General features: G+C 66.8%; 22 protein-coding genes. 13 read left to right on the top strand and 9 right to left on the bottom strand.

Features of this window, described 5'->3' with window-relative positions; all coding sequences use genetic code 11:
- The first annotated feature begins 91 nt into the window (after positions 1–91).
- From AC5W54_RS05485 to AC5W54_RS05495, 3 genes are all read left to right on the top strand, one after another.
- Positions 92–1,108, top strand: a complete 1,017-nt coding sequence (locus AC5W54_RS05485) for an aminoglycoside phosphotransferase family protein (protein ID WP_495961068.1) — start codon at positions 92–94, stop codon at positions 1,106–1,108.
- The gene (gene murU, locus AC5W54_RS05490; RefSeq protein WP_495961069.1) at positions 1,105–1,776 is read left to right on the top strand and encodes an N-acetylmuramate alpha-1-phosphate uridylyltransferase MurU; all 672 of its coding nucleotides are present in this window, start codon (positions 1,105–1,107) and stop codon (positions 1,774–1,776) included. The genes AC5W54_RS05485 and murU overlap by 4 nt, the downstream gene beginning before the upstream one ends.
- Positions 1,777–1,887: 111 nt before the next feature.
- On the top strand, positions 1,888–2,307 hold the full coding sequence (locus AC5W54_RS05495; RefSeq protein WP_495961070.1) for an OsmC family protein: 420 nt from the start codon (positions 1,888–1,890) through the stop codon (positions 2,305–2,307).
- A 12-nt stretch (positions 2,308–2,319) separates the two neighbouring features.
- On the opposite strand, the gene AC5W54_RS05500 is transcribed toward AC5W54_RS05495, so the two are convergent.
- From AC5W54_RS05500 to AC5W54_RS05510, 3 genes are all read right to left on the bottom strand, one after another.
- The gene (locus AC5W54_RS05500) at positions 2,320–2,925 is read right to left on the bottom strand and encodes a DNA-3-methyladenine glycosylase family protein (RefSeq protein WP_495961071.1); all 606 of its coding nucleotides are present in this window, start codon (positions 2,923–2,925) and stop codon (positions 2,320–2,322) included.
- Between the two features lie 12 nt (positions 2,926–2,937).
- Entirely contained in the window at positions 2,938–3,582 is a 645-nt protein-coding gene (gene coq7, locus AC5W54_RS05505) for a 2-polyprenyl-3-methyl-6-methoxy-1,4-benzoquinone monooxygenase (protein ID WP_495961072.1), read from the bottom strand.
- A gap of 169 nt (positions 3,583–3,751) precedes the next feature.
- Positions 3,752–4,093 (bottom strand): histidine triad nucleotide-binding protein, encoded by a 342-nt coding sequence (locus AC5W54_RS05510; protein ID WP_495961073.1) that lies wholly within the window; start codon positions 4,091–4,093, stop codon positions 3,752–3,754.
- A 272-nt stretch (positions 4,094–4,365) separates the two neighbouring features.
- Between AC5W54_RS05510 and AC5W54_RS05515 the strand changes: the two genes are divergently transcribed.
- From AC5W54_RS05515 to tal, 8 genes are all read left to right on the top strand, one after another.
- Positions 4,366–5,094 carry an SDR family oxidoreductase gene (locus AC5W54_RS05515; RefSeq protein WP_495961074.1) on the top strand — a complete coding sequence of 243 codons (729 nt, stop codon included), beginning with the start codon at positions 4,366–4,368 and terminating at the stop codon, positions 5,092–5,094.
- 177 nt (positions 5,095–5,271) lie between these two features.
- Positions 5,272–6,210, top strand: a complete 939-nt coding sequence (locus AC5W54_RS05520; RefSeq protein WP_495961075.1) for an ABC transporter substrate-binding protein — start codon at positions 5,272–5,274, stop codon at positions 6,208–6,210.
- A gap of 57 nt (positions 6,211–6,267) precedes the next feature.
- Positions 6,268–7,770: a sugar ABC transporter ATP-binding protein gene (locus AC5W54_RS05525; RefSeq protein ID WP_495961076.1), complete on the top strand. Its 1,503-nt coding sequence runs from the start codon at positions 6,268–6,270 to the stop codon at positions 7,768–7,770.
- On the top strand, positions 7,767–8,747 hold the full coding sequence (locus AC5W54_RS05530; RefSeq protein ID WP_495961077.1) for an ABC transporter permease: 981 nt from the start codon (positions 7,767–7,769) through the stop codon (positions 8,745–8,747). The genes AC5W54_RS05525 and AC5W54_RS05530 overlap by 4 nt, the downstream gene beginning before the upstream one ends.
- 39 nt (positions 8,748–8,786) lie before the next feature.
- Positions 8,787–10,328 carry an FGGY-family carbohydrate kinase gene (locus tag AC5W54_RS05535; RefSeq protein WP_495961078.1) on the top strand — a complete coding sequence of 514 codons (1,542 nt, stop codon included), beginning with the start codon at positions 8,787–8,789 and terminating at the stop codon, positions 10,326–10,328.
- Between the two features lie 9 nt (positions 10,329–10,337).
- The gene (locus tag AC5W54_RS05540; RefSeq protein ID WP_495961079.1) at positions 10,338–11,069 is read left to right on the top strand and encodes an SDR family oxidoreductase; all 732 of its coding nucleotides are present in this window, start codon (positions 10,338–10,340) and stop codon (positions 11,067–11,069) included.
- Positions 11,070–11,107: 38 nt separating this feature from the next.
- A complete protein-coding gene (gene xylB, locus AC5W54_RS05545; protein WP_495961080.1) occupies positions 11,108–12,586 on the top strand; it encodes a xylulokinase in 1,479 nt (492 codons plus the stop codon).
- A gap of 33 nt (positions 12,587–12,619) precedes the next feature.
- On the top strand, positions 12,620–13,579 hold the full coding sequence (gene tal / locus AC5W54_RS05550; protein WP_495961081.1) for a transaldolase: 960 nt from the start codon (positions 12,620–12,622) through the stop codon (positions 13,577–13,579).
- An 89-nt stretch (positions 13,580–13,668) separates the two neighbouring features.
- Here the strand turns inward: tal and AC5W54_RS05555 are convergent, their stop codons facing one another.
- From AC5W54_RS05555 to phaR, 4 genes are all read right to left on the bottom strand, one after another.
- A complete protein-coding gene (locus AC5W54_RS05555; protein ID WP_495961082.1) occupies positions 13,669–14,667 on the bottom strand; it encodes a LacI family DNA-binding transcriptional regulator in 999 nt (332 codons plus the stop codon).
- A gap of 25 nt (positions 14,668–14,692) precedes the next feature.
- Positions 14,693–15,565: a phosphoribulokinase gene (locus AC5W54_RS05560; protein ID WP_495961083.1), complete on the bottom strand. Its 873-nt coding sequence runs from the start codon at positions 15,563–15,565 to the stop codon at positions 14,693–14,695.
- Positions 15,566–15,614: 49 nt separating this feature from the next.
- On the bottom strand, positions 15,615–16,907 hold the full coding sequence (purD, locus tag AC5W54_RS05565) for a phosphoribosylamine--glycine ligase (protein ID WP_495961084.1): 1,293 nt from the start codon (positions 16,905–16,907) through the stop codon (positions 15,615–15,617).
- 81 nt (positions 16,908–16,988) lie between these two features.
- Positions 16,989–17,441 (bottom strand): polyhydroxyalkanoate synthesis repressor PhaR, encoded by a 453-nt coding sequence (gene phaR / locus AC5W54_RS05570; RefSeq protein ID WP_495961085.1) that lies wholly within the window; start codon positions 17,439–17,441, stop codon positions 16,989–16,991.
- 87 nt (positions 17,442–17,528) lie between these two features.
- Between phaR and AC5W54_RS05575 the strand changes: the two genes are divergently transcribed.
- A complete protein-coding gene (locus AC5W54_RS05575; RefSeq protein WP_495961086.1) occupies positions 17,529–18,242 on the top strand; it encodes a 16S rRNA (uracil(1498)-N(3))-methyltransferase in 714 nt (237 codons plus the stop codon).
- Positions 18,243–18,249: 7 nt separating this feature from the next.
- Here AC5W54_RS05575 and rloA3 read toward each other — a convergent pair whose 3' ends face one another.
- Positions 18,250–18,828 carry a retropepsin-like aspartic peptidase RloA3 gene (rloA3, locus tag AC5W54_RS05580; protein ID WP_495961087.1) on the bottom strand — a complete coding sequence of 193 codons (579 nt, stop codon included), beginning with the start codon at positions 18,826–18,828 and terminating at the stop codon, positions 18,250–18,252.
- 195 nt (positions 18,829–19,023) lie between these two features.
- On the opposite strand from rloA3, the gene AC5W54_RS05585 reads away from it, so the two are divergent.
- Positions 19,024–19,599, top strand: a complete 576-nt coding sequence (locus AC5W54_RS05585; protein WP_495961088.1) for a PRC-barrel domain containing protein — start codon at positions 19,024–19,026, stop codon at positions 19,597–19,599.
- Positions 19,600–19,621: 22 nt separating this feature from the next.
- Here AC5W54_RS05585 and AC5W54_RS05590 read toward each other — a convergent pair whose 3' ends face one another.
- Positions 19,622–20,908 (bottom strand): lytic murein transglycosylase, encoded by a 1,287-nt coding sequence (locus tag AC5W54_RS05590; RefSeq protein ID WP_495961089.1) that lies wholly within the window; start codon positions 20,906–20,908, stop codon positions 19,622–19,624.
- Between the last annotated feature and the right edge of the window lie 47 nt (positions 20,909–20,955).

Genomic DNA, 20,955 nt, shown 5'->3' on the forward strand with positions numbered 1-20,955 from the left:
CATCCTGGACGCCAGCGGCGGTGGGCTCAGCATGCGGTGACGCCACGGAACCGTCAACCGGGCCCGCCCATCCATCGAACCAGGAGCCAGAATGCCTCACGCCACGCGAACCGAACGACTGCGTCACTGGGCCGCCGCGCGACACGGCCTGCCGCGCGAGGCCCTGGCACTGTCCCTGGCCGCCGGCGATGCCAGCTTCCGCCGCTACTTCCGGCTGCGTCTCCCCGACGGCAACACGCGGATGCTGATGGATGCGCCCCCGGAGCAGGAGGACAGCCGTCCCTTCGTGGCCATCGCCCGGCACTGGCATGCCGCCGGGCTGCCGGTGCCGCGGCTCCATGGCGAGGCCCTCGACGCCGGCTTCCTCGAACTCGACGACCTGGGCGACACCCCGCTGCAGTGGTACTTCCACGGCGACGACCACCCCGAGACCCTGGCCTGGCACGAACGCGCCCTGGAGCTGCTGCATGCCCTGCAGAACCGTGCCACCGCCGAGGGGCTGCCGCCCTACGATGCCGTGCTGCTCGGTCGCGAGCTCGACCTCTTCCCCGACTGGTGCCTGGGCGCGTGGCTCGGAATGGGCACCCCGCCGGGCTGGTCGGCGCTGCGCGAGGCACTCATCGCCGCCGCCCTGAGCCAGCCGACGGTCACGGTGCATCGCGACTTCGACGCCATGAACCTGATGGTCCATCGCGGCGAGCTCTATCTGATCGACTTCCAGGACGCCGTGGCGGGGCCGATCAGCTACGACCTGATCTCGCTGCTGCGCGGCCGCTACTGCCGCTTCCCGCCGCCGCGCTTCGCCGCCTGGGTCGAGGCCTTCCGCCGGCGTGCGGTGGCCGACGGGCGCCTGCCGGCCACCGCCACGGCCGAGGCCTTTCTCCGCCAGGTGCAGGCCATGGCCGCCCAGCGCGCCCTCAAGGTGCTCGGCATCTTCTGCCGGCTGACCCTGCGCGACGGCCGCGACGGCTATCTCGAGCGGCTGCCCCACTTCCTCGACCACCTCGACGACAGCCTGACGGGCCTGCCCGGCCATGACGCCTTCCGCGCCTGGCTGGCGGATGACTTCCGCCCGGCGCTGGCCCGGCGCCTGGAGGGTACCCCGTGAAGGCGATGATCCTGGCCGCCGGGCTCGGCACCCGCATGCGCCCGCTCACCGACCACTGCCCCAAGCCGCTGCTGCCGGTGGGCGACCGACCGTTGATCGCCCACCACCTGGCGCGGCTGGCCGCGGCGGGCATCACCGACGTGGTGATCAACGTCAGCTACCGGGCCGAGCAGATCGTCGCGGCCCTGGGCGACGGCAGCGACTACGGCGTCTCCATTGCCTGGAGCCAAGAGGAGACGCCCCTGGAGACCGGCGGCGGCATCCTCCAGGCGCTGCCACTGCTGGGCGAGGCACCCTTCCTGCTGATCAACGGCGACATCTGGTGCGACCTCGACCCCGCCTGCCTGCCGCCGCTCGGCGACGACCTGGCCCACCTGGTGCTGGTGGATAACCCCGACCACCATCCGGGCGGCGACTTCCACCTGGATGATCGCGGCCGGGTCCATGACCAGGGCGAGCCGCAGCTCACCTTCGCCGGCATCAGCCTGCTGCAGCCGGCGCTGGTGGCCGACCAGGCACCGGGCGCCTTCGCCCTGGCACCGCTGCTGCGCCGCGCCATGCGCGCCGGCCTGGTCGGCGGCCACCACCACCGCGGCGCCTGGGTCGACGTCGGCACCCCCCAGCGCCTCGATGCACTGGATCGCCGGCTGCGGGCCGGCCGGGGCTGAGCAACCTGGAGACAACTGCTATGCTGCCTGTCATTTTTCACCGTCCCACGCCGGAAACCCTGCTAGCCCGCAGGCCCCATTACGTGGACCGACAGTAAGGAAACCGATCTCATGAAAGCCAGTGTCAAGTGGACCGACGGTCGTCAGTTCGTTGCCGAATCAGGAAGTGGTCACAGCGTAGTCATCGACGGGCCGCCCGATCACGGCGGGCGCAACACCGGCCCGCGCCCCATGGAGATGCTGCTGATGGGCCTCGGCGCCTGTACCTCCTTCGACGTGCTGGAGATCCTCGAGAAGTCCCGCGCCCCCGTGGTCGACTGCGTGGCCACCGTCGAGGCCGAGCGTGCCGACAGCGTGCCCAGTGTCTTCACCCGGATCCACGTGCACTTCACCGTCTCCGGCACGGGGCTGAAGGAGAATCAGGTGAAGCGGGCCGTGGAGCTCTCGGCCGAGAAGTACTGCAGTGCCTCGATCATGCTGACCAAGGGCGGCGTCGACGTCAGCCACTCCTTCACCATCGTCGACGGCTGAGGGCGAGGCGCCTCACACCGGCGGGGCGTCGGCGTGGCGCCACATGTAGAGGGCGAGGTGGGAACGGTGCGGCGTGAAGCGTGCGGCCGTCCGCACGGTCTTGCGCCGGGGGCTGGTGAGGCGCGCCAGGGTCTTGCGGGCGGCGATATCCCCGTCGGGCCAGACGTCCTCATCGCCGAAGTAGAAGATCGCGATCATGTCCGCCGTCCACTGGCCGACGCCCCAGAGCGCGGTGAGACGGCGTGAGCGCGCCGCATGATCGAGGCCGCGCAACTCCTCCGCCTCGAGCCCGCCGGCTCGCGCCTCCCGGGCGATGGCACACATCGCGCGCGTCTTGGCCGCGGACAGGCCGCAGGCCCGGATCGCCTCGCCGTTCGTCTCGACAAGAAACTCCGTCAAGGGAGCCCCGTCTGCCGCGACGAGCACTCGGTTCCAGATGGAGCGGGCGGCCTTCACCGACAGCTGCTGGCCCGCCACCGACCGGCACAGGCGCTCGGCGAGGGGCTGGCTCGCGTCGGCGCGGAAGGCCACCGGCCCGGCTCGCCGCAGCGCCTCGGCCAGGACGGGGCTCAGCCCCTCGGCGATCTCGACGAAACGGCGGTGGATATCCTCGGACATGGGACACCGGGCTCAGAGGCGATAGACGCTCTTGGTCATCACCTTGGCCATCAACGACATGCCGAACTTCACCGGCGCCGGGAAGCGGGCACCGCCGGCCTCCAGCGCCAGTTGGGCGTGATGGGCCTCGTCGATGGCCATCTGCCGGAGCACCGCACGGGAACGGTGGTCCCCGGGGGGCAAGCGCTCCATGTGGTCGTCCAGGTGCTTGCCCACCTGCTCTTCGGTGGCGGCGACAAAGCCCAGGCTGAGGCGATCGCCGATCGCCCCGGCCACGGCCCCGAGGCCGAAGGAGGCGGCATAGAAGAGCGGGTTGAGCCGGCTGGTATGGTCATGCAGTTCCTGGAGGCGTTCGTCGCACCAGGCCAGGTGATCGATCTCCTCCTGGGCGGCCTCCTCCATCTGGCCGCGCACCTCCGGCAGCCTGGCGGTCAGCCCCTGACCCTGGTAGAGCGCCTGGGCACAGACCTCGCCGGTATGGTTGATGCGCATCAGTCCGGCGGCGTGGCGCCGCTCCTCCTCGCTCATCGGCTCGTCGCGGATCTCCTCGCCGGCGGGCGTCGGACGCAAGGCCCGAGCGGCATGGGGCACCAGGGTACGCACCACGGTATCGAACTGATGGATCAGGTTGTCGGTACGGGAGAGCTTGCGGTTCATGGCGGCCTCGTCGCGCCTCGGTCCGGGAAAGACCACTTCATTGTAACCGAGCGAGGGGGAGCACCAGAAGCTCCTTCGCTCACAGCACAACGCCACCGAGCGGTGGCGTCGAAGGATGCACCTGATGCGCCGAACACCGAATCTCGCGCGGTTGCCCGCAGAGCGCCGACTACCCAGCCGGCCAGGTAAAGCGTCGACCGCCCATCAGGTGCATATGTATATGGTAGACGGTCTGTCCCCCCTGGTCATTGCAGTTCATCACCACCCGGTAGCCGTCGTCGGCGAAGCCACGCTCCTTCGCCAGCCTGGCCGCGGTGTACTGCAGCCGACCGACCAGGGCCAGGTCACCCTCCTCGATGTCGTTGAGGGTGGCGATGTGCCGCTTGGGCACGATCACGACATGGGTCGGGGCCTGCGGGTTGATGTCCTCGAAGGCCAGCACCGCCTCGTCCTCGAAGACGATGTCGGAAGGGATCTCGCGGTTGATGATCTTGCAGAACAGGCAATCCATGGCGCACTCCGATTCGAATGGGACTGAACGATGCCTCCAAGGCTAGAGGTTACTCCCGCTCGACACGCTTGTCAGTCCATACCGCCCACCAGCAAGACCCAGCGAAGTATCACTTCACCTACTAGACATTGGTCTACCACCCATTGATTCACCCTCGGAGGGTGGCTAAGCTTTGTAAATGTTGACGTCAACATTTACAAAGTCAGCACAGCCTCACTTTGCACCGCTTCGGGCCGAAGTGGTCACCAATGGCAATTAAAGGAGAGAATGTAATGACGAAAGAATTGACCGGTAAGGTGGCAGCGGTCACCGGAGCGGCGTCGGGCATCGGACTGGCCAGTGTCAGGGCGATGATTTCTTCGGGCGCCCGCGTGGTACTGATCGACCGCGATGAGGCCGCCCTGATGGCGCTCTGCGACGAGCTAGGCGATGCGGCGATTCCACTGGTCATCGACCTGCTCGATCCGCAGGACTGCGCAACGCTGCTCTCACGGGCTCTGGAGAAGACCGGCCAGCTCGATATCTTCCACGCCAATGCCGGCAGCTATATCGGTGGTGACTTGATCGATGCCGACCCGGACGCCATCGACCGGATGGTGAGCCTGAACGTCAGTGTCGTGATGAAGAACGTCCATAATGTTCTGCCACATATGATCGAGCGTGGTACCGGGGACATCGTGGTGACAAGCTCGGTTGCAGGGCATTTTCCCGTCCCCTGGGAACCCGTGTACGCCTCCTCCAAGTGGGCCATGACCAGCTTCGTCCAGACCGTACGCCGCCAGGTCCTGAAACACGGCATCCGGGTTGCCTCGGTCTCGCCCGGTCCTGTCAACAGTGCTTTGCTGGCCGACTGGCCAGAGGAAAATCTGCGCAAGGCGAAGGAGTCCGGCAGCATCATCGAGCCGACCGATGTGTCCGATGCGATCATGTATATCCTGACCCGACCTCGCAACGTGACCATTCGTGACATGGTCGTTCTTCCCAGCAATTTCGATATGTAAGGAGGACATCGGAGACCACGATAACAATGATGGCCGAAGGGCTAGACAATGGTCTAACGGTCGTTGACCGATCGGGGAAGGTTTTCTAGCCTTCAAAATGTTGACGTTAACATACAGTGGCATCAACGCCTTCCCATCTCACCATACAAAGTGACAAGAACAAATCTGGAGCCAACCATGAACATCAGCAAGATCACAGCACCCATCCGCCAGGCCGCTCTCGTCACCGCCTGCGGGGCCGCCCTGGCCACGGGCACCGTGGTGGCAAGTGACCACACCCTGACCATCGGCATGTCCTTCCAGGAGCTCAACAACGAGTACTTCGTGACCATGCAGGAGGCGCTCGAGACCGCCGCCGACAGCTTGGGGGCTGAAGTGATTATCACCGATGCACGCCATGACGTCGCCAAACAGGTCAGCGACGTCGAGGACATGATCCAGCGAGGCATCGACATTCTGCTGCTCAACCCCGCCGACTCCGTAGGGGTTGAAACGGCCGTGTTGTCTGCCCAAGAAGCCGGCGTCACTACGGTCGCAATCGATGCCCAGGCCGAGGGGCCAGTGGACGGTTTCGTGGGTTCCAAGAACTATGACGCCGGCTACCTGGCCTGCGACTACCTGGCCCAACAGCTCGACGGTGAAGGTCAGGTGGCCCTGCTGGATGGCATTCCGGTCGTGCCGATCCTGCAGCGCATCGAAGGCTGCACCGATGCGCTCGACGAGTATGCCGGCATCGAGGTCGTGACCAAGCAGAACGGCCGCCAGGAGCGTACCCATGCCATGACGGTGACAGAGAACATCATTCAGGCCCACCCGAATCTCGACGGTCTGTTCAGCGTCAACGACATTGGCTCCCTGGGCGCCCTGATCGCCATCGAGGCCAGCGGCCGGGACATCAAGCTGGTCAGTGTCGACGGTCACCCCGAAGCCATCGAGGCCATTCAGCGTCCAGATTCGGCCTTCATCGCCACCTCGGCGCAGTATCCCCGCGACATGGTACGTGTGGGGCTCGGCCTGGCTCTAGCCAAGCATTGGGGTGCAGAAACCGCGCCCGCGGAGATCCCTATCGACGTGGAGCTGATCGACAGCGACAAGGCCGTCGACTTCAGTTGGTAACCCGACCGTAGACGCTGACAACGTGTGCCGCCCAGGGCGGCACACGAGGGTATCTCCATGACTCCATTGCTTTCACTGAGACACATCTCGAAGTCGTTTCCCGGGGTGAAGGCCCTGCAGGATGTGTCACTCGATGTCCACGCCGGCGAGGTGCATGCCCTGCTCGGCGAGAACGGGGCCGGCAAGTCGACGCTGATGAAGATCCTCTGTGGCATCTACCGCCAGGATGAGGGCGAGATCATCATCAACGGCGAGCACCGGGACTTCCACGGTTATCAGGACGCCCTCGATGCCGGGGTTGGCATCATCTTCCAGGAATTCAGCCTGATTCCCCACCTGGATGCCGTGGACAACATCTTCCTGGGACGCGAACTGCGCAACCGGCTCGGGCTGCGAAACCGGCGTGGCATGATCCGCGAGGCACAGCGCCTGTTCGACCACCTCAAGGTCTCGATTCCTCTGGACCGTCCCATCACCGAGCTGAGCGTCGCCGACCAGCAGTTCATCGAGATCGCCAAGGCCCTGTCCCTGAATGCCCGCATCCTGGTACTCGACGAGCCCACCGCGACCCTGACCCCCACCGAGGCCGACCACCTGTTCACCATCATGCGCGAACTGCGCGAACAAGGGGTCGGCATGGTGTTCATCTCCCACCATATGGAGGAGATCTTCACCATCTGCGATCGCGTCACCGTGATGCGCGACGGCGAGAAGATCGATGACTGCGACGTCGCCTCGACCACCCCCGACGACCTGATCGAGAAGATGGTCGGCCGGCGCGTCGAGAACATCTTCCCCGAGCATCGTTGCGATGCCGACTACGCCGATGTGGTGCTGGACATCGAGGCCCTGCGCCTCGACGCCGATGGCCCCGAGCACTCACTGAAGCTCCACCGTGGCGAGATCCTCGGCTTTGCCGGCCTGGTGGGTTCCGGTCGCACGGAACTGGCCATGGGGCTGATCGGCGCGACGCGGCCCGCGCATGCCCAGGTGCGCATGGAGGGAAGGCCGGTCAGGCTCCGTCACCCCGCCAGCGCGCTCAAGCAGGGGATCGGCCTGCTGCCGGAGAGCCGCAAGACCCAGGGACTGATCCTGCCCTTCTCGTGCCGCGAGAACATCTCCCTGAACAACCTGACGCAATTCCAGGGGGCCATGCCGCTGATCCGACGCGGCGAGGAGTCCCGTACCGCCGCCCAACTGATGGCGTCGGTCCGGGTCAAGGCCCCCAGCCCCGAGACACCGGTTGGCGACCTCAGTGGCGGCAATCAGCAGAAGGTGGTCATCGCCCGTTGGCTCGGTCACCAGTGCAAGGTGCTGATCTTCGACGAACCGACCCGCGGCATCGACGTCGGCGCCAAGTCGGAGATCTACGCCCTGATGAAGAAGCTCACCGCCCAGGGTGTGTCGATCATCATGATCTCCTCGGAACTACCCGAAGTGCTCGGCTTGTGCGATCGCGCGGCGGTCTTCTACCACGGCCGCATCGCCGCCGAACTCGCGGGCGATAAGCTCAACTCACAATCCATCATGCACCATGCCACGGGGGGACTCAGCTCATGAGCCATCTCGCCTCAACGCCTGGCACCGCCCGTCAGTCCCTCAAGATGCGACTGGAAAGCTGGCGCCGTACCCCGATCTTCTACCCGCTGATCGGTTTCATCATCGTCTTCATCGCCATGGCGGTCATCAACGACAACTTCCTGACGGGGAGCAACCTGACCAACCTGGCCCGCCAGACCTCGATCATCGCCATCATCGCGGTAGGGATGAGCCTGGCCATCCTCACCGGCGGCATCGACCTCTCGGTCGGCCCGGTCATGGCCCTCTCGGGCACCGTCATGGCAGGGCTGATGGTGGCCGGGGTGCCGCCGTCGCTGGCCATTCTGCTCGGGCTGCTGGTGGGTGCCGCCTTCGGGGCCTTCAATGGCGCCTTCATCGCCTTCGCCGGCATGCCGCCGATCATCGTCACCCTGGCGACCATGGGCATCGCCCGCGGCCTGGCCCTGATCTACACCGGCGGCTACCCGATCTCCGGGCTGCCCGCGGAGTTCGCCTTCTTCGGGCGCGGCAGCCTGGCTGGGATCGAGACCCCCATCCTGCTCATGATCGCCGTCTACGCACTCGGCTTCGTGCTGCTCCATCACACCGCCACCGGGCGCTACCTGTATGCCATTGGCGGCAACGAGGAGGCGACTCGCCTCTCCGGCATTCGCGTCTCCCGGTACAAGTTGCTGGTCTACACCCTGAGCGGCACGACCGCCGCCATCGCCGGGCTGATCCTGACCTCTCGCCTGATGAGCGGTCAGCCCAACGCCGGGGTCGGCTTCGAACTCGATGCCATCGCCGCCGTGGTGCTGGGTGGCGCCGCTATTACCGGTGGACGCGGCATGATCCTCGGCACCCTGATCGGCGCCCTACTGCTCGGCGTGCTCAACAATGGCCTCAACCTGATGGGCGTCTCTCCCTATCTCCAGACCGTCATCAAGGGGCTGATCATCCTGCTGGCGATCTATATCAGCCGCAAACGCACACCCTGAGCCCCGCGCACCAGCGACATCCGACCAGAGGAGAACCTCATGGAAACCGTTATCGGTATTGATATCGGCACCCAGAGTACCAAGGCGCTAGTGATCGATCGCCATGGCCATATCTTGGCCGAACATAGTCAGGGCTACCGCGTCGACACACCGCGCCCACTCTGGGCCGAACAGTGGCCGGACGTGTGGTGGGAGGCCGTGCTCGACTGCCTGCGTGCCTGCCTGGACGCTCCCGGGATCGATCCCCGGAGTGTCAAAGGACTGTGTGTCAGCAGCCTCTACGGCGGCTCGGGCATCCCGGTTGACTCCGAGATACACCCCCTGCATCCCTGCCTGATCTGGATGGACCGCCGGGCCGAGGCCCAGGTCCAGTGGGTGAAGGAGCACATCGATTTGGCCCGGCTGGGCGACATCACCGGCAACGGGGTGGACAGCTACTACGGCTTCACCAAGATGATGTGGCTCAAGGCCAAGCGACCCGAGATCTGGGAGCAGACCCGCTATCTGCTGCCGCCCAACAGCTATATCAACTATCGCCTGAGTGGCGAGATCGCCATCGACCACTGTTCGGCCGGCAACATCGGTGGCATCTACGACTTGTCGGCACGCACCTGGTCGAACGAGATGCTTGACGCCCTGGGCCTCGACCGGGACAAGCTGCCGACGCGCCTGGTGGACTCGGGGGCGTCGATCGGTGGCCTGCTGTCCTCCCTGGCCGACTCGCTCGGCCTGTGCGCCGATATCCCCGTGGTCGCTGGTGGCGTCGATGCGGCCATGGCCACGCTGGCGGCGGGGGCGACCCGCCCCGGCAATCACGTCGCCATGATAGGCACCAGCATGTGCTGGGGAGTGATCAACCAGCGCGTCGACGCCGGCCAGGGCTTGATCAGCATGCCGCATGTCTTGAACAGCGACCGCGACCTCTACACCTTCGGCGGCGCCCTGACCGCCGGGGCCTCGGTCAGTTGGTTTGTCGATACCTTCTGCGCCGATCCCCAGGCCACCGCCGAAGCACCTGGCGACGTCTTCGAGCAACTCGAGCCGCCCGCCCGCGAGCTTCTCCCGGGCGCCGATGGCCTGCTCTTCCTGCCCTACCTGATGGGCGAGCGCAGCCCGGTCTGGGATGCCCAGGCCAGCGCCGGCTTCATCGGTCTCAGTCTCTATCATCGCCGCCATCACCTGTATCGCGCCGTGCTGGAAGGCGTGACCTTCGCCCTGCGGCACAACATGGAGGCGGGCACCCGACAGGGAGTGACCCTCGACGCCCACCTGATCGTGGTCGGTGGCGCCACCCGGTCGGACCTGTGGATGCAGATCATCGCTGACGTGACCCGCATGCCGGTCTACACCTACCGCGAGAACGTGGAGGCGGCCCTGGGAGCCGCCCTGCTGGCCGGGCAAGCCACCGGCTTGATCGACCTCGCCGAACCGCTGCGACATGGCACCCTGATCGAGCGCGCCAAGCCTTCCGAGGTGGCAGCGCGTCGCTACGACGACCTCTTCTCCCTATATTGCCAGCTCTACCCCACGCTCAAGCCGATCATGCATCGGCTCAATGCCAACGACACACTGAGCGAGTGACACCACATCATGAATTTCGAACTCCAGAACCAGCGCATCCTCGTCACGGGGGCGACCAGTGGTATCGGTCTCGACATCGCTCGGTCCCTCGCCGAACTCGGCGCCGGCCTGGTGCTGTTCGGTCGCAACCGGGACAGGCTCGCCGAACTCGAGCAAGAGCTGGGCGCCCACACCCTGGCCGTCGACATCACCGATGAGGCCGCAGTCACCGAGGCCTTCGCCGAAATGCCCGTCCTCGACGGCCTGGTCAATTGTGCCGGCATCTCGATCCTCGACGACGCTCTGGACGTCAAGGGGGAGGACCTCGAGCGAATCCTGGCCACCAACGTCACCGCCAGTGCCATGGTAGCGCGGGAAGCGGCACGCCACATGATCACCCACGGCCGCCAGGGCAGTATCGTCAACGTCTCCAGTCAGGCGGCCATGGCCGCCCTGCCTGGACACCTGGGCTATTGCGCCTCCAAGGCCGCCCTGGATGCCATGACCCGCGTGCTGTGCCTCGAGCTTGGCCCCAAGGGCATACGCGTCAACAGCGTCAATCCGACGGTGACTCTGACTCCCATGGCCGAGCGCGCCTGGGCGGATCCCGCCAAGCGCGACCCCATGCTGGCCGCCATTCCCCTGGGACGTTTCGCCACTCCCCGGGAAGTCTCACTGCCGGTGGCTTTCCTGCTGAGCCCGGCCGCGTCGATGATCAGCGGCGCCTGCCTGCCGATCGACGGAGGCTTCACGTCTCACTAGTCCCGCATTCTGCGTTCTGCAAGGAGAAGGAGCCTGACATGTACATCGGTGTGGACTGCGGCACCCAGAGCACCAAGGTGGTGGTGGTCGATGTCGAGGGCGGCCGGATCCTAGGCGAGGCCAACCGCCCCCATACCCTCAACGAGGGCGACAACGGCCGCCGCGAGCAGGCCCCGGCCGACTGGATTGCGGCCTTCCGCGGCGCCTTCCGCGAGGCCGCGGAGCGGGCCGGGGTCGACACTCGAACGATCCGCGCCATCGGCGTCTCCGGCCAGCAGCACGGCTTGGTGGCTCTGGATGCCGCGGGCGAGCCGGTCCACCCGGCCAAGCTGTGGTGCGACACCGAGACCGCCACCCACAACGCCGTCCTGATCAAACGCCTGGGCGGCGAGTCGGGCTGTCTCGACCGGCTGGGCCTGGTGCTGCAGACCGGCTACACCGCCTCCAAGCTGGCCTGGCTGCGCGACACCCGGCCCGAGGCCTACCGACGCATCGGCAGCCTGCTGCTGCCCCATGACTACCTCAACTTCTGGCTCACCGGCGAGCGGGTCGCCGAGGCCGGCGATGCTTCGGGCACCGGCTACTTCGACACCCGGGCGCGGCGCTGGCGCGAGGACGTGTTCGCCGAGATCGCCCCGGAGCTCGACCCGGACCAGGTGCTGCCGCGGCTGATCGACGCCCACGAGCCGGCCGGGACGGTGCGTCCCGAGCTGGCCGCCGAGCTGGGGCTGGCCGAGGACGTGGTAGTCTCCTGCGGCGGCGGCGACAACATGCTGGGGGCCATCGGCACCGGCAACATCGCCCCGGGGCTGGTGACCCTGAGCCTGGGGACCTCGGGCACGGTGTGCGCCTACTCCCCTGAGCCGGTGATCGTCGACAACGCTCAGGTCGCCAACTTCTGCGCCAGCCACGGCGGCTGGCTGCCCTTGATCTGCACCATGAACGTGACCTCGGCCACGACCCGGGTGCGCGAGCTGTTCGGCCTCGACCTGGTGACCTTCGGTGAGCGCCTCGCTAGTGCACCGATCGGCGCCGAAGGGGTCACGGTGCTGCCGTTCTTCAACGGTGAGCGGGTCCCGGCGCTGCCCCAGGCCACCGGCAGCTTCCTGGGGCTGACCAGCGTCAACACCACCCAGGCCAACCTGTGTCGGGCCGTGGTCGAGAGCGCCACCTTCGGCATGCGCTACGGACTCGAGTTGCTCGGCGACCTGGCAGAGGGGGCCAGCCAGATCCGCCTGATCGGCGGCGGGGCGAAGAGCGCGGTGTGGCGCCAGATGGTCGCCGACATCACCGGCACCCCGGTGATCTGCCCAAAGGTCACCGATGCCGCCGCCCTGGGCGCGGCGGTGCAGGCGGCCTGGTGCGAGCGCTACCCCGACGCCTCTCTCGAGGACCTGGCCGCACGGCTCGTTCACCTCGACGAAAATTCACGGGCCGATCCCAAGCCCCACCGCGTGGCAGCCTATTACGAGGCCTATGGCCGTTATCGTCGGGCTCTCACCGATCACTACGCCTGACGGGACCGATCACTCAATCGAGGAAAATACTTCATGACACCTCAACTCGACGCCCTTCGTCAGCACTCCCTGATGGTCGCCGATACCGGTGACCTGGAGGCCATCCAGCGCTACCGGCCCCATGACGCCACCACCAACCCCTCGCTGATCCTCAAGGCCTTCGAATTGCCGGGTTACCAGGCGCTGATCGATCGGGAACTCGCCGCGGTCAAGGCCGAGACCAGCGACCGCCAGGATCAGATCGAGCACGCCGTGGACCGACTCGCCGTGGCCATGGGCAGCGAGATCGTCAAGGTGGTGCCCGGCCGCGTCTCCACCGAGGTGGCAGCGAAACTGTCCTTCGACACCCAGGCCAGCATTCACAAGGCCCACGAGCTGATTGAGCTCTACGAGCGATGCGGTGTGGCCAAGGACCGGGTACTGATCAAATTGGCCTCGACCTGGGAGAGCATCCGCGCCGCCGAGGTGCTGGAGAAGGAAGGCATCAACTGCAACCTGACCCTGCTGTTCAGCGACGCCCAGGCCCAGGCCTGTCTCGATGCCGGGGTCTTCCTGGTCTCACCGTTCGTCGGCCGAGTTACCGACTGGTACAAGAGGGAAACCGGTCAGGATTTCACCCCCGACACCGACCCCGGCGTACAGTTCGTGCGTGGTGTTTGCCAACGGGCCAACCAGGGCGGCTACGACACCGTGGTGATGGGCGCCAGCTTTCGCAACATCAGCCAGGTGCTGGCGCTGGCCGGCTGCCCACGACTGACCATCTCGCCGACGCTGCTCGAGGAGCTGGCCACCACGCCTGGCGAATTGAAACCCAGGATGCCCATGACACGCAGCGGCGGCCCCCGTCCGACCCCGCTCACCGAGCCCACCTTCCGCTGGGACCACAACCAGGACGCCATGGCCAATGACAAGCTGGCCGAGGGCATTCGCCGTTTCGCCGAGGATCAAGAGTGTCTCGAGGCACGCATCGCCGAGCGGCTAGACGCGCGCTGAGCCGTACCTCGGCCGCTATACGAGGCTGGCCGATGTCAGCAATCGCATATCACTCCTGCTCAGCAGATGACGGATAGGCGCTGCAACGATCAATTCACGAGCTTGGCGGAGATCACGACCTCACGGCTGGCAGCCGTGGGGTCCTGGATCTGTTCGAAGAGCAAGCGGAACGCCTCATGCCCCGCCTGGTAGGTATCATGGGCGGCACAGGGCACCGACACCTCGAAGATATCGGCATAGGGCAGGCGGTCGACTCCCACTACCATCACCTCGTCACGGGACACACGGGCATCATGCAGGGCGCGCATGGCCCCCAGGGTGATCAGCTGATTGAAACCAAAGACGGCGTCAGGAAGCGTCCCCCGGCGTAGATAGGCCGCCATGTCGCGGTAGGCGGGCTGCAGAGTGTAGTCGCCTGCCCGCGACTCGAGCACAAGCTCTACGTCGGCGGTACGATAGGCCTCCTCGAAGCCTGCCAGGCGCTCGAGAGAGATCCGTGAGTCCCGCGGCCCCGTCAGGGCCAGTACTCGACGAATGCCCCGATCTGCCAGCAGCTCACCGAGCAGTCGTCCGGCGCGGCGGTTGTCCAGTATCACGCGACTGAAGTCCGGCACATTCAGGGTGCGGTCCAGCATCACCATCGGCAGCCGGGCCTGGCGCAGCCTATCGAGATAGGCGGGGCGATAGCCGGCACCGTCGGAGACAGGCGACAGGATGATGCCTGCCACCTGATAACTGAGCAGGGTCTCGATCGCCACCTCCTCGAGGGCCGGCGAGCCATCGGTATCGATCAGCATGATGGTGTAGTTCTGCTGCTTCGCAGCACGCGAAATCGCCTTGATGACCTCGCTGTAGAAGGGGTTGTCGACGCTGGCCGTGACCAGGCCGATCAGGCGATTCTCGCGGCTCCTGAGCTGGATGGCGAAGGCGTTGGGGACATAGCCCAGCTCCCGTGCCGCGGCCAGGATCTTGTCGCGGGTCGCCGGCTTGACGAGGTGGGGCTTGTTCAAGGCACGCGACACCGTCATGTTGGTCATGCCCACATGCTTGGCGATGTCGGTGATGGTCACCTTACTGCGCCTTGCCATTTCTCACTCGGGATATCAGAGCCACTCAGCGGAAACGCCGCTGGGCGAGCAGGTGGCGGACCAGCGGTGCCAGAATCAGCTCCATGGCCAGTGACAGCCGCGAGCCCGGCACCACCAGGGTGTGCGGGCGACTCATGAAGGCATCCTGGATCATCGCCAGCAGGTAGGGGAAGTCGACCGTGGAGGGGTCGCGGAAGCGGATCACCACGAAGGACTCGGCATCGGTGGGGATGTCCTGTACCTCGAAGGGGTTGGAGGTATCCACCGTGGGCACCCGCTGGAAGTTGATGTGGGTACGCGAGAACTGCGGCTGGATATAGCGCACGTAGTCGCCCATGCGCCCCAGGATGGTGTCGATCACCGCCTCCTGGGAGTAACCCCGCAGCTTGATGTCGCGATCGATCTTCTGGATCCACTCCAGGTTCATGGTCGGCGCCACGCCCACCAACAGGTCGACATGGCGGGCAATGTCGTGCTCGGCGGTCACCAGGCCGCCATGCAACCCTTCGTAGAACAGCAGGTCGGTGCCGCAGGGCAATGACTGCCACTCGGTGAAGGTCCCCACCCGGTAGCCCGCCTCGATCATCTGCTTGTCTTCGGCGTGGATATAGTGGCGGAAGGTGCCGCTGCCGAACTCGCCGTACTCCTGAAACAACGCCTCGAGGCGATCGAGCAGATTGGCTTCCACAGCGAAGTGGGAGAGCTCATCCTTGCGATCGGGTTCGTCGTGGAAGATCCGCGCCAATTCCTCCCGGGTGTAGCGGTGGAAGGCATCGCCGTCGACGAAGGCGGCGTGCACGTCCTCCCGGGCGAACATGCGCTCGAAGGTGCGCTTGACCGTGGTGGTCCCGGCCCCGGAGGAGCCGGTCACGGCAATGATCGGATACTCGCGGGACATCAGCTCGCTCCCTCGTCTTGTTGTTGGTGTCGGGTGCAGGACGGGGCGATCAACCGGCCCGGCGCTCGCGGGCGATGGCACGAAAGGCGATATCGCGGCGGCAGAAGGCGCCCTCCCAGGTGATGGCCTCCACGCCCCGGTAGGCCAGGTCACGCGCGGCCGAGACCCCTTCCCCGAGGGCGGTGACGCAGAGCACCCGGCCGCCGGCGGTGACAACCCGGCCATCCTCCTCGGCGGTGCCGGCGTGGAAGACCTTGCAGCCGGTGGCTTCGGCGGACTCGAGCCCCTCGATCGCGTCACCCTTGCGATAGCTGCCGGGATAGCCGCCGGCGGCCAGCACCACCCCCACCGCGGCGCGGGGATCCCAGTCGCAGCGCTTGCCCGCGAGCTCGCCCCGGGCGCCGGCCAGGCACAGCTCGGCGAGATCCGACTGCAACCGCAGCATGATCGGCTGGGTCTCGGGGTCGCCGAAGCGGCAGTTGTACTCGATCACCTTCGGATTGCCCTGGGGATCGATCATCAGGCCGGCATACAGGAAGCCGGTGTAGGCGTGCCCCTCCGCGGCCATACCGCGCACGGTGGGCAGGATGACCCGCTCCATGATCCGTGCATGCACCTCGTCGGTGACCACCGGCGCCGGCGAGTAGGCGCCCATGCCACCGGTGTTGGGGCCGCTGTCGCCTTCACCGACCCGCTTGTGATCCTGACTGGTGGCCATGGGCAACACCGTCTGGCCATCGACCATGACGATGAAGCTGGCCTCCTCGCCCTCGAGGAACTCCTCGATCACCACCCGGGCGCCGGCATCGCCGAAGGCGTTGGCCTCGAGCATGTCCCGGACGGCCGCCTCGGCGTCGGCGAGGGTCATGGCCACGATCACCCCCTTGCCGGCGGCCAGGCCGTCGGCCTTGATCACGATGGGCGCGCCCTTCTCGGCCAGATACGCCAGCGCCGGCGCCACCGCGGTGAAGGTCCGGTAGTCGGCGGTGGGAATGGCATGGCGTGCCAGGAAGTCCTTGGTAAAGGACTTGGAGCCCTCGAGCTGGGCGGCGGCCCGGGTCGGGCCGAAGATGGCCAATCCCGCCTCGCGGAAACGATCGACCACGCCCTCGACGAGCGGCGCCTCGGGGCCGACGATGGTCAGTGCGACTCCCCGTTGCCGAGCGAAGGCCACCAGGCCCTCCAGGTCGGAGACGGCGATATCGACGTTCTCCAGGCCCGGCTCGCGGGCGGTACCGGCATTGCCGGGCGCGACGAAGACGGTTTCTACCCGGGGTGACTGGGCGACCTTCCAGGCCAGGGCGTGTTCGCGGCCACCGCCGCCAATGATCAGAACCTTCATCCGTTCAACCTTTGGGCATCTCGAAACGTCGCGGCATTATGTCAGAAAGTCGCCGTCGCCGCCCTCCCGAGCCGTCCGGCGTCACTTCGGCTCGTCGTCGTCCTTGTTGCCGGCCTGACCGATGGTCTGCTGCCAGAAACGCAGGTTCTCCTCGGCCAGCTCTCGCATCAGCTCCATGGGCGAGTGGCGCATGGCCTGCTGCCACTGGTCCTGGACGTGCTTCTGCTGCTCGAGCATCAGCCGGGTGCCCTGCTCCAGATAGCGGGCCAGCGGCAGCGGCTGGGACATGGCATAGACACGGATCAGCTGCTCGAGCAGGTCGTTGGAGAAGACCTCCGCCTCGCCGTCGGCCTGCTCCTGCTCGATGATGATCGACAGCAGGATGGTCCGGGTCAGGTCCTCGCCGGTCTTGGCATCCTCGACACGGAAGGGAACCTCGTCGAGGATCAGGCCGCGCAGATCCTCGAGGGTCACGTAGCGACTCTGTTCGGTATCATAGAGTCTGCGGTTGGCATACTTGCGTATCACGCGCACGGCGGTGCTCCTTGTCGTGAGGTGGGCCTCTGCCCCCATACTGGTATTGTGCACCGCGACACCGCCCATGCAAGGGAAACAAGGCCCATGAACCTGATCCTGCTCTCGCCCGCCGACCTCGAGGGCACCTGCCTCGCCCGGGTCCGCGACCCGCGCCGCCTGGCCCATCTGCGTGAGGTGCACCGCGCCCGGCCCGGCGACCGCCTCACCCTGGGCATCGAGGGTGGCGGCATCGGCCGCGGCGAACTCCTCGCAGTCGATGCGCACGAGGCACGCTTCGCCATCGCGGCCCTCGACCAGCGTCCGCCTCCGGCGCTGCCGGTACACCTGGTGCTGGCGCTACCACGCCCTCGCATGCTGGCGCGCAGCCTCGAGCATGTCACGGCACTCGGCGTGAAGCATATCACCCTGCTGCACAGCCGCCGCGTTGAAAAGAGCTACTGGCAGTCACCGGAGCTGACGGCGGAGAAGATCCGGGCCCACCTGGTGCTGGGCCTGGAGCAGGCCCGCGATACGGTGATGCCGGAGGTGACGCTGGCGAAGGGCTTTCGCCCCTTCGTCGAAGACGTGCTCCCGGGGCTGCTGGACGAACGCCGCGGCCTGCTGGCCCACCCCGGCATGCCCCAGGCCTGCCCGCGAGGCCTCGCCGAGCCCACCCTGCTGCTGGTGGGCCCGGAGGGAGGGTTCATTCCCTGGGAAGTGGAGAAAATGCTCGCCGCCGGCTGCGAGGGCATCCATCTGGGCCCCCGCATCCTGCGGGTGGAGACCGCGGTGACTGCCCTGCTCGCCCGCCTCTTCTGAGAGGGTGTTACTCGTCCTTGTCCTCGTGGGCCATCACCTTGGCATCCTCACCACAGTTCGGCGCGTTGAGGAAGGTGCGGCCCACGTCGAGCAGCCCCAGGTGGCCGATGGTGCGCCGACCCAGCAGCAGCGGATAGTGCATCTCCTCACGATCGCGCAGGCTGAACTGCTCCTCGTAGACGGTGTTGCCCATGCACACCTTCATCAGCACCACCGCACGCCGGTCGCTACCGCCGGCACCGCGCAGGCGGATGTTGCGATACACCGGCAACTCCATCTCATGGGTGAAGCGCTCTCCGGTCGCCTCATCCTCCAGCTCGAGACGGAAGCTCACCCACTCCTCGCCCTCCTGCTCGAAGCGCTCGATGTCACGGGCATCGAGCGATGAGGTCAGGGCGCCACTGTCGAGCTTGGCCTTCACCTCCACCCCCCAGGGCTCCAGGGTGGCCTTCTCCACCCAGCCGAACACCTCATCCTCGGCCGCGGCCTGGGTCGCGCCGACGGCCAGCAACAGGCCGGCGAGCGGGCCGAGCACGCGCGGCGACCAGCGAATCGGAAAGCGGGGGAACAATAGGGCGGCTCTCATTGGCGACCTCCTCTCATGCGAGACACGCGGGGGACGGAAAAAGACAAAAAACATGCAGGTGGACCACACCGGGCGTCGCGGGTTCCCGACTTGACGCCCCGGCACGGCTCGCGAATGCTGTGAACATCGGCTTGCCGGACGCGTCGCCGACGCCCCGGCAGGCAGTCCATGGCGCCATCAACAGGAGGAGAGCCCATGATCACCCGACACCTCACAAGGACGATACTGCCCGGCCTGTTCGCCGCCAGCCTGGCCATCCCTGCCCAGGCCCAGTCGGATCCCCAGGGTCTCTACTCGGCACGCACGATCCTCGACGCCGACGTGAGCCTGGCATCCGCCCCCGACACCCGCATCGGCCAGGTCGATGACATCCTGCTCGGCGACGACATGGCGGTCCATGCCCTGGTGGTGCAGAGCGGGGCCACGCTGGGCCTCGGCGGCCGGGAGGTCGTGGTCACCAACGCCCACTATCGGCTCGACACTCGGATCGACGAGGGTGGCACCACCACCCACCGGGTGGTGGTCGAGGCCAGCGAGGAGGAGTTCGCGACCCTGCCGCACTACGACCGCGACTGGTGGCAGCAGGCACAGGAGCGCTCACGCGAGGCCTGGGAGCGCACCCAGGAGGGGACCGAGAGCGCCTGGCAACGCACCCGCGAAGGGGCGGAACGCGTCGGCGATCGCGCCGGGCGCGCCTGGGAGCGGACCCGGGAAGGCGCCGAACGCGCCGGGGATGCGATCAGCGATGCCCTCGACGACATGACCAACTGAACCCGATGCCCGGGGCTTTCCCTCATCGCGTCAGCCGCTCCAGCAGTCGCACGGTGGCGAAGCCGTCCGGCGTGACATCGATCGACTGCTGGAAGGCCCGCAGGCCGCGGCGCGTATTGGGCCCCATGATGCCGTCCGGGGTGCCCACGTCGAAGCCGCGGGCATTCAGCGCCTGCTGCATCTCGCGCACCTGGCTGCGCGCGAGCGGCTGCTCGTCACGGGGCCAGCCCTGCACCACGCCGTCGCGCCCGGCGATCTCGTCGGCCAGCGTGCCCACGGCCAGGGCGTAGCTGGTGGCATTGTTGTAGCGCAGGATCGCCCGGTAGTTGGGGCCCACCAGGAAGGCGGGGCCACGGGCACCGGCCGGGGCGATCACCGAGGCCGAGGCGAACTCGGGTAGCGGCCCACCGCTCACCGCGCGCACCCCCTGAGCGCTCCACTCGCGACTCGAGCGGCGGGTGGCGAGTTCGGTCTGGGCATGGTCGAAGCCTTCCGGCAGTCGCACCTCCCTCCCCCAGGCCTGGCCCGGCTGCCAGCCGGCCCGCGCCAGGTAGTTGGCGGTGGAGGCCATCACGTCGGGAATACTGCCCCAGATATCGCGACGCCCATCACCATCGCCGTCGACCGCGTAGCTCTCGAAGCTCGAGGGAATGAACTGGGTATGCCCCATGGCACCGGCCCAGGAGCCGACCATGCGCTCGGGGGCGATGTCGCCCTGGTCGAGGATGCGCAGGGCCGCCAGCAGCTCGCCACGGGCGAAGTCGCGACGGCGGCCATCGAAGGCCAGCGTGGCCAGGGCCTCGAGAGTCGAGAAGTCGCCGAAGTTGCCGCCGTAATTGCTCTCGATACCCCAGATCGCCACGATCACCTCGGCCGGCACGCCGTAGTGCCGTTCCATGCGCTGCGCGGTATCGCGGTGCTCGGACAGCTTCGCCCGCCCCTGGGTCACCCGCTGGGCGGAGACGGCACTGTCGAGATACTGCCAGATCGGTCGCACGAACTCGGGCTGGGAGCGGTCGAGTTCGATGACCCGTGGACGATAGCGCACGCCATCCAGGGCGCGGGCCAGAGTCGATTCACTGATGCCTTCGGCGCGGGCGTCGCGTCGGAAGCCGGCCAGCCAGATGGTGAAGTCCGCCGGCGACGCGGCCTCGGCCACGCGCTCGCGGGGGGGCGCCGGCGGCTGGATGGCCGCCACCTCGACCCCATCGGTGTCGCGATCCGCGACGCCGGCCCCGGTGGTCGGACTGCTCTGACACCCGGCGAGCAGAGCCACGAAGAGCGTGGCGGGAAGAATCCTGAACATCATGACTCCTGCATTCCTTGGCGACATTGGCTGCAGGGGATCATCGCGCA

This window comes from Halomonas sp. LMYGS-3, from assembly GCF_059509875.1.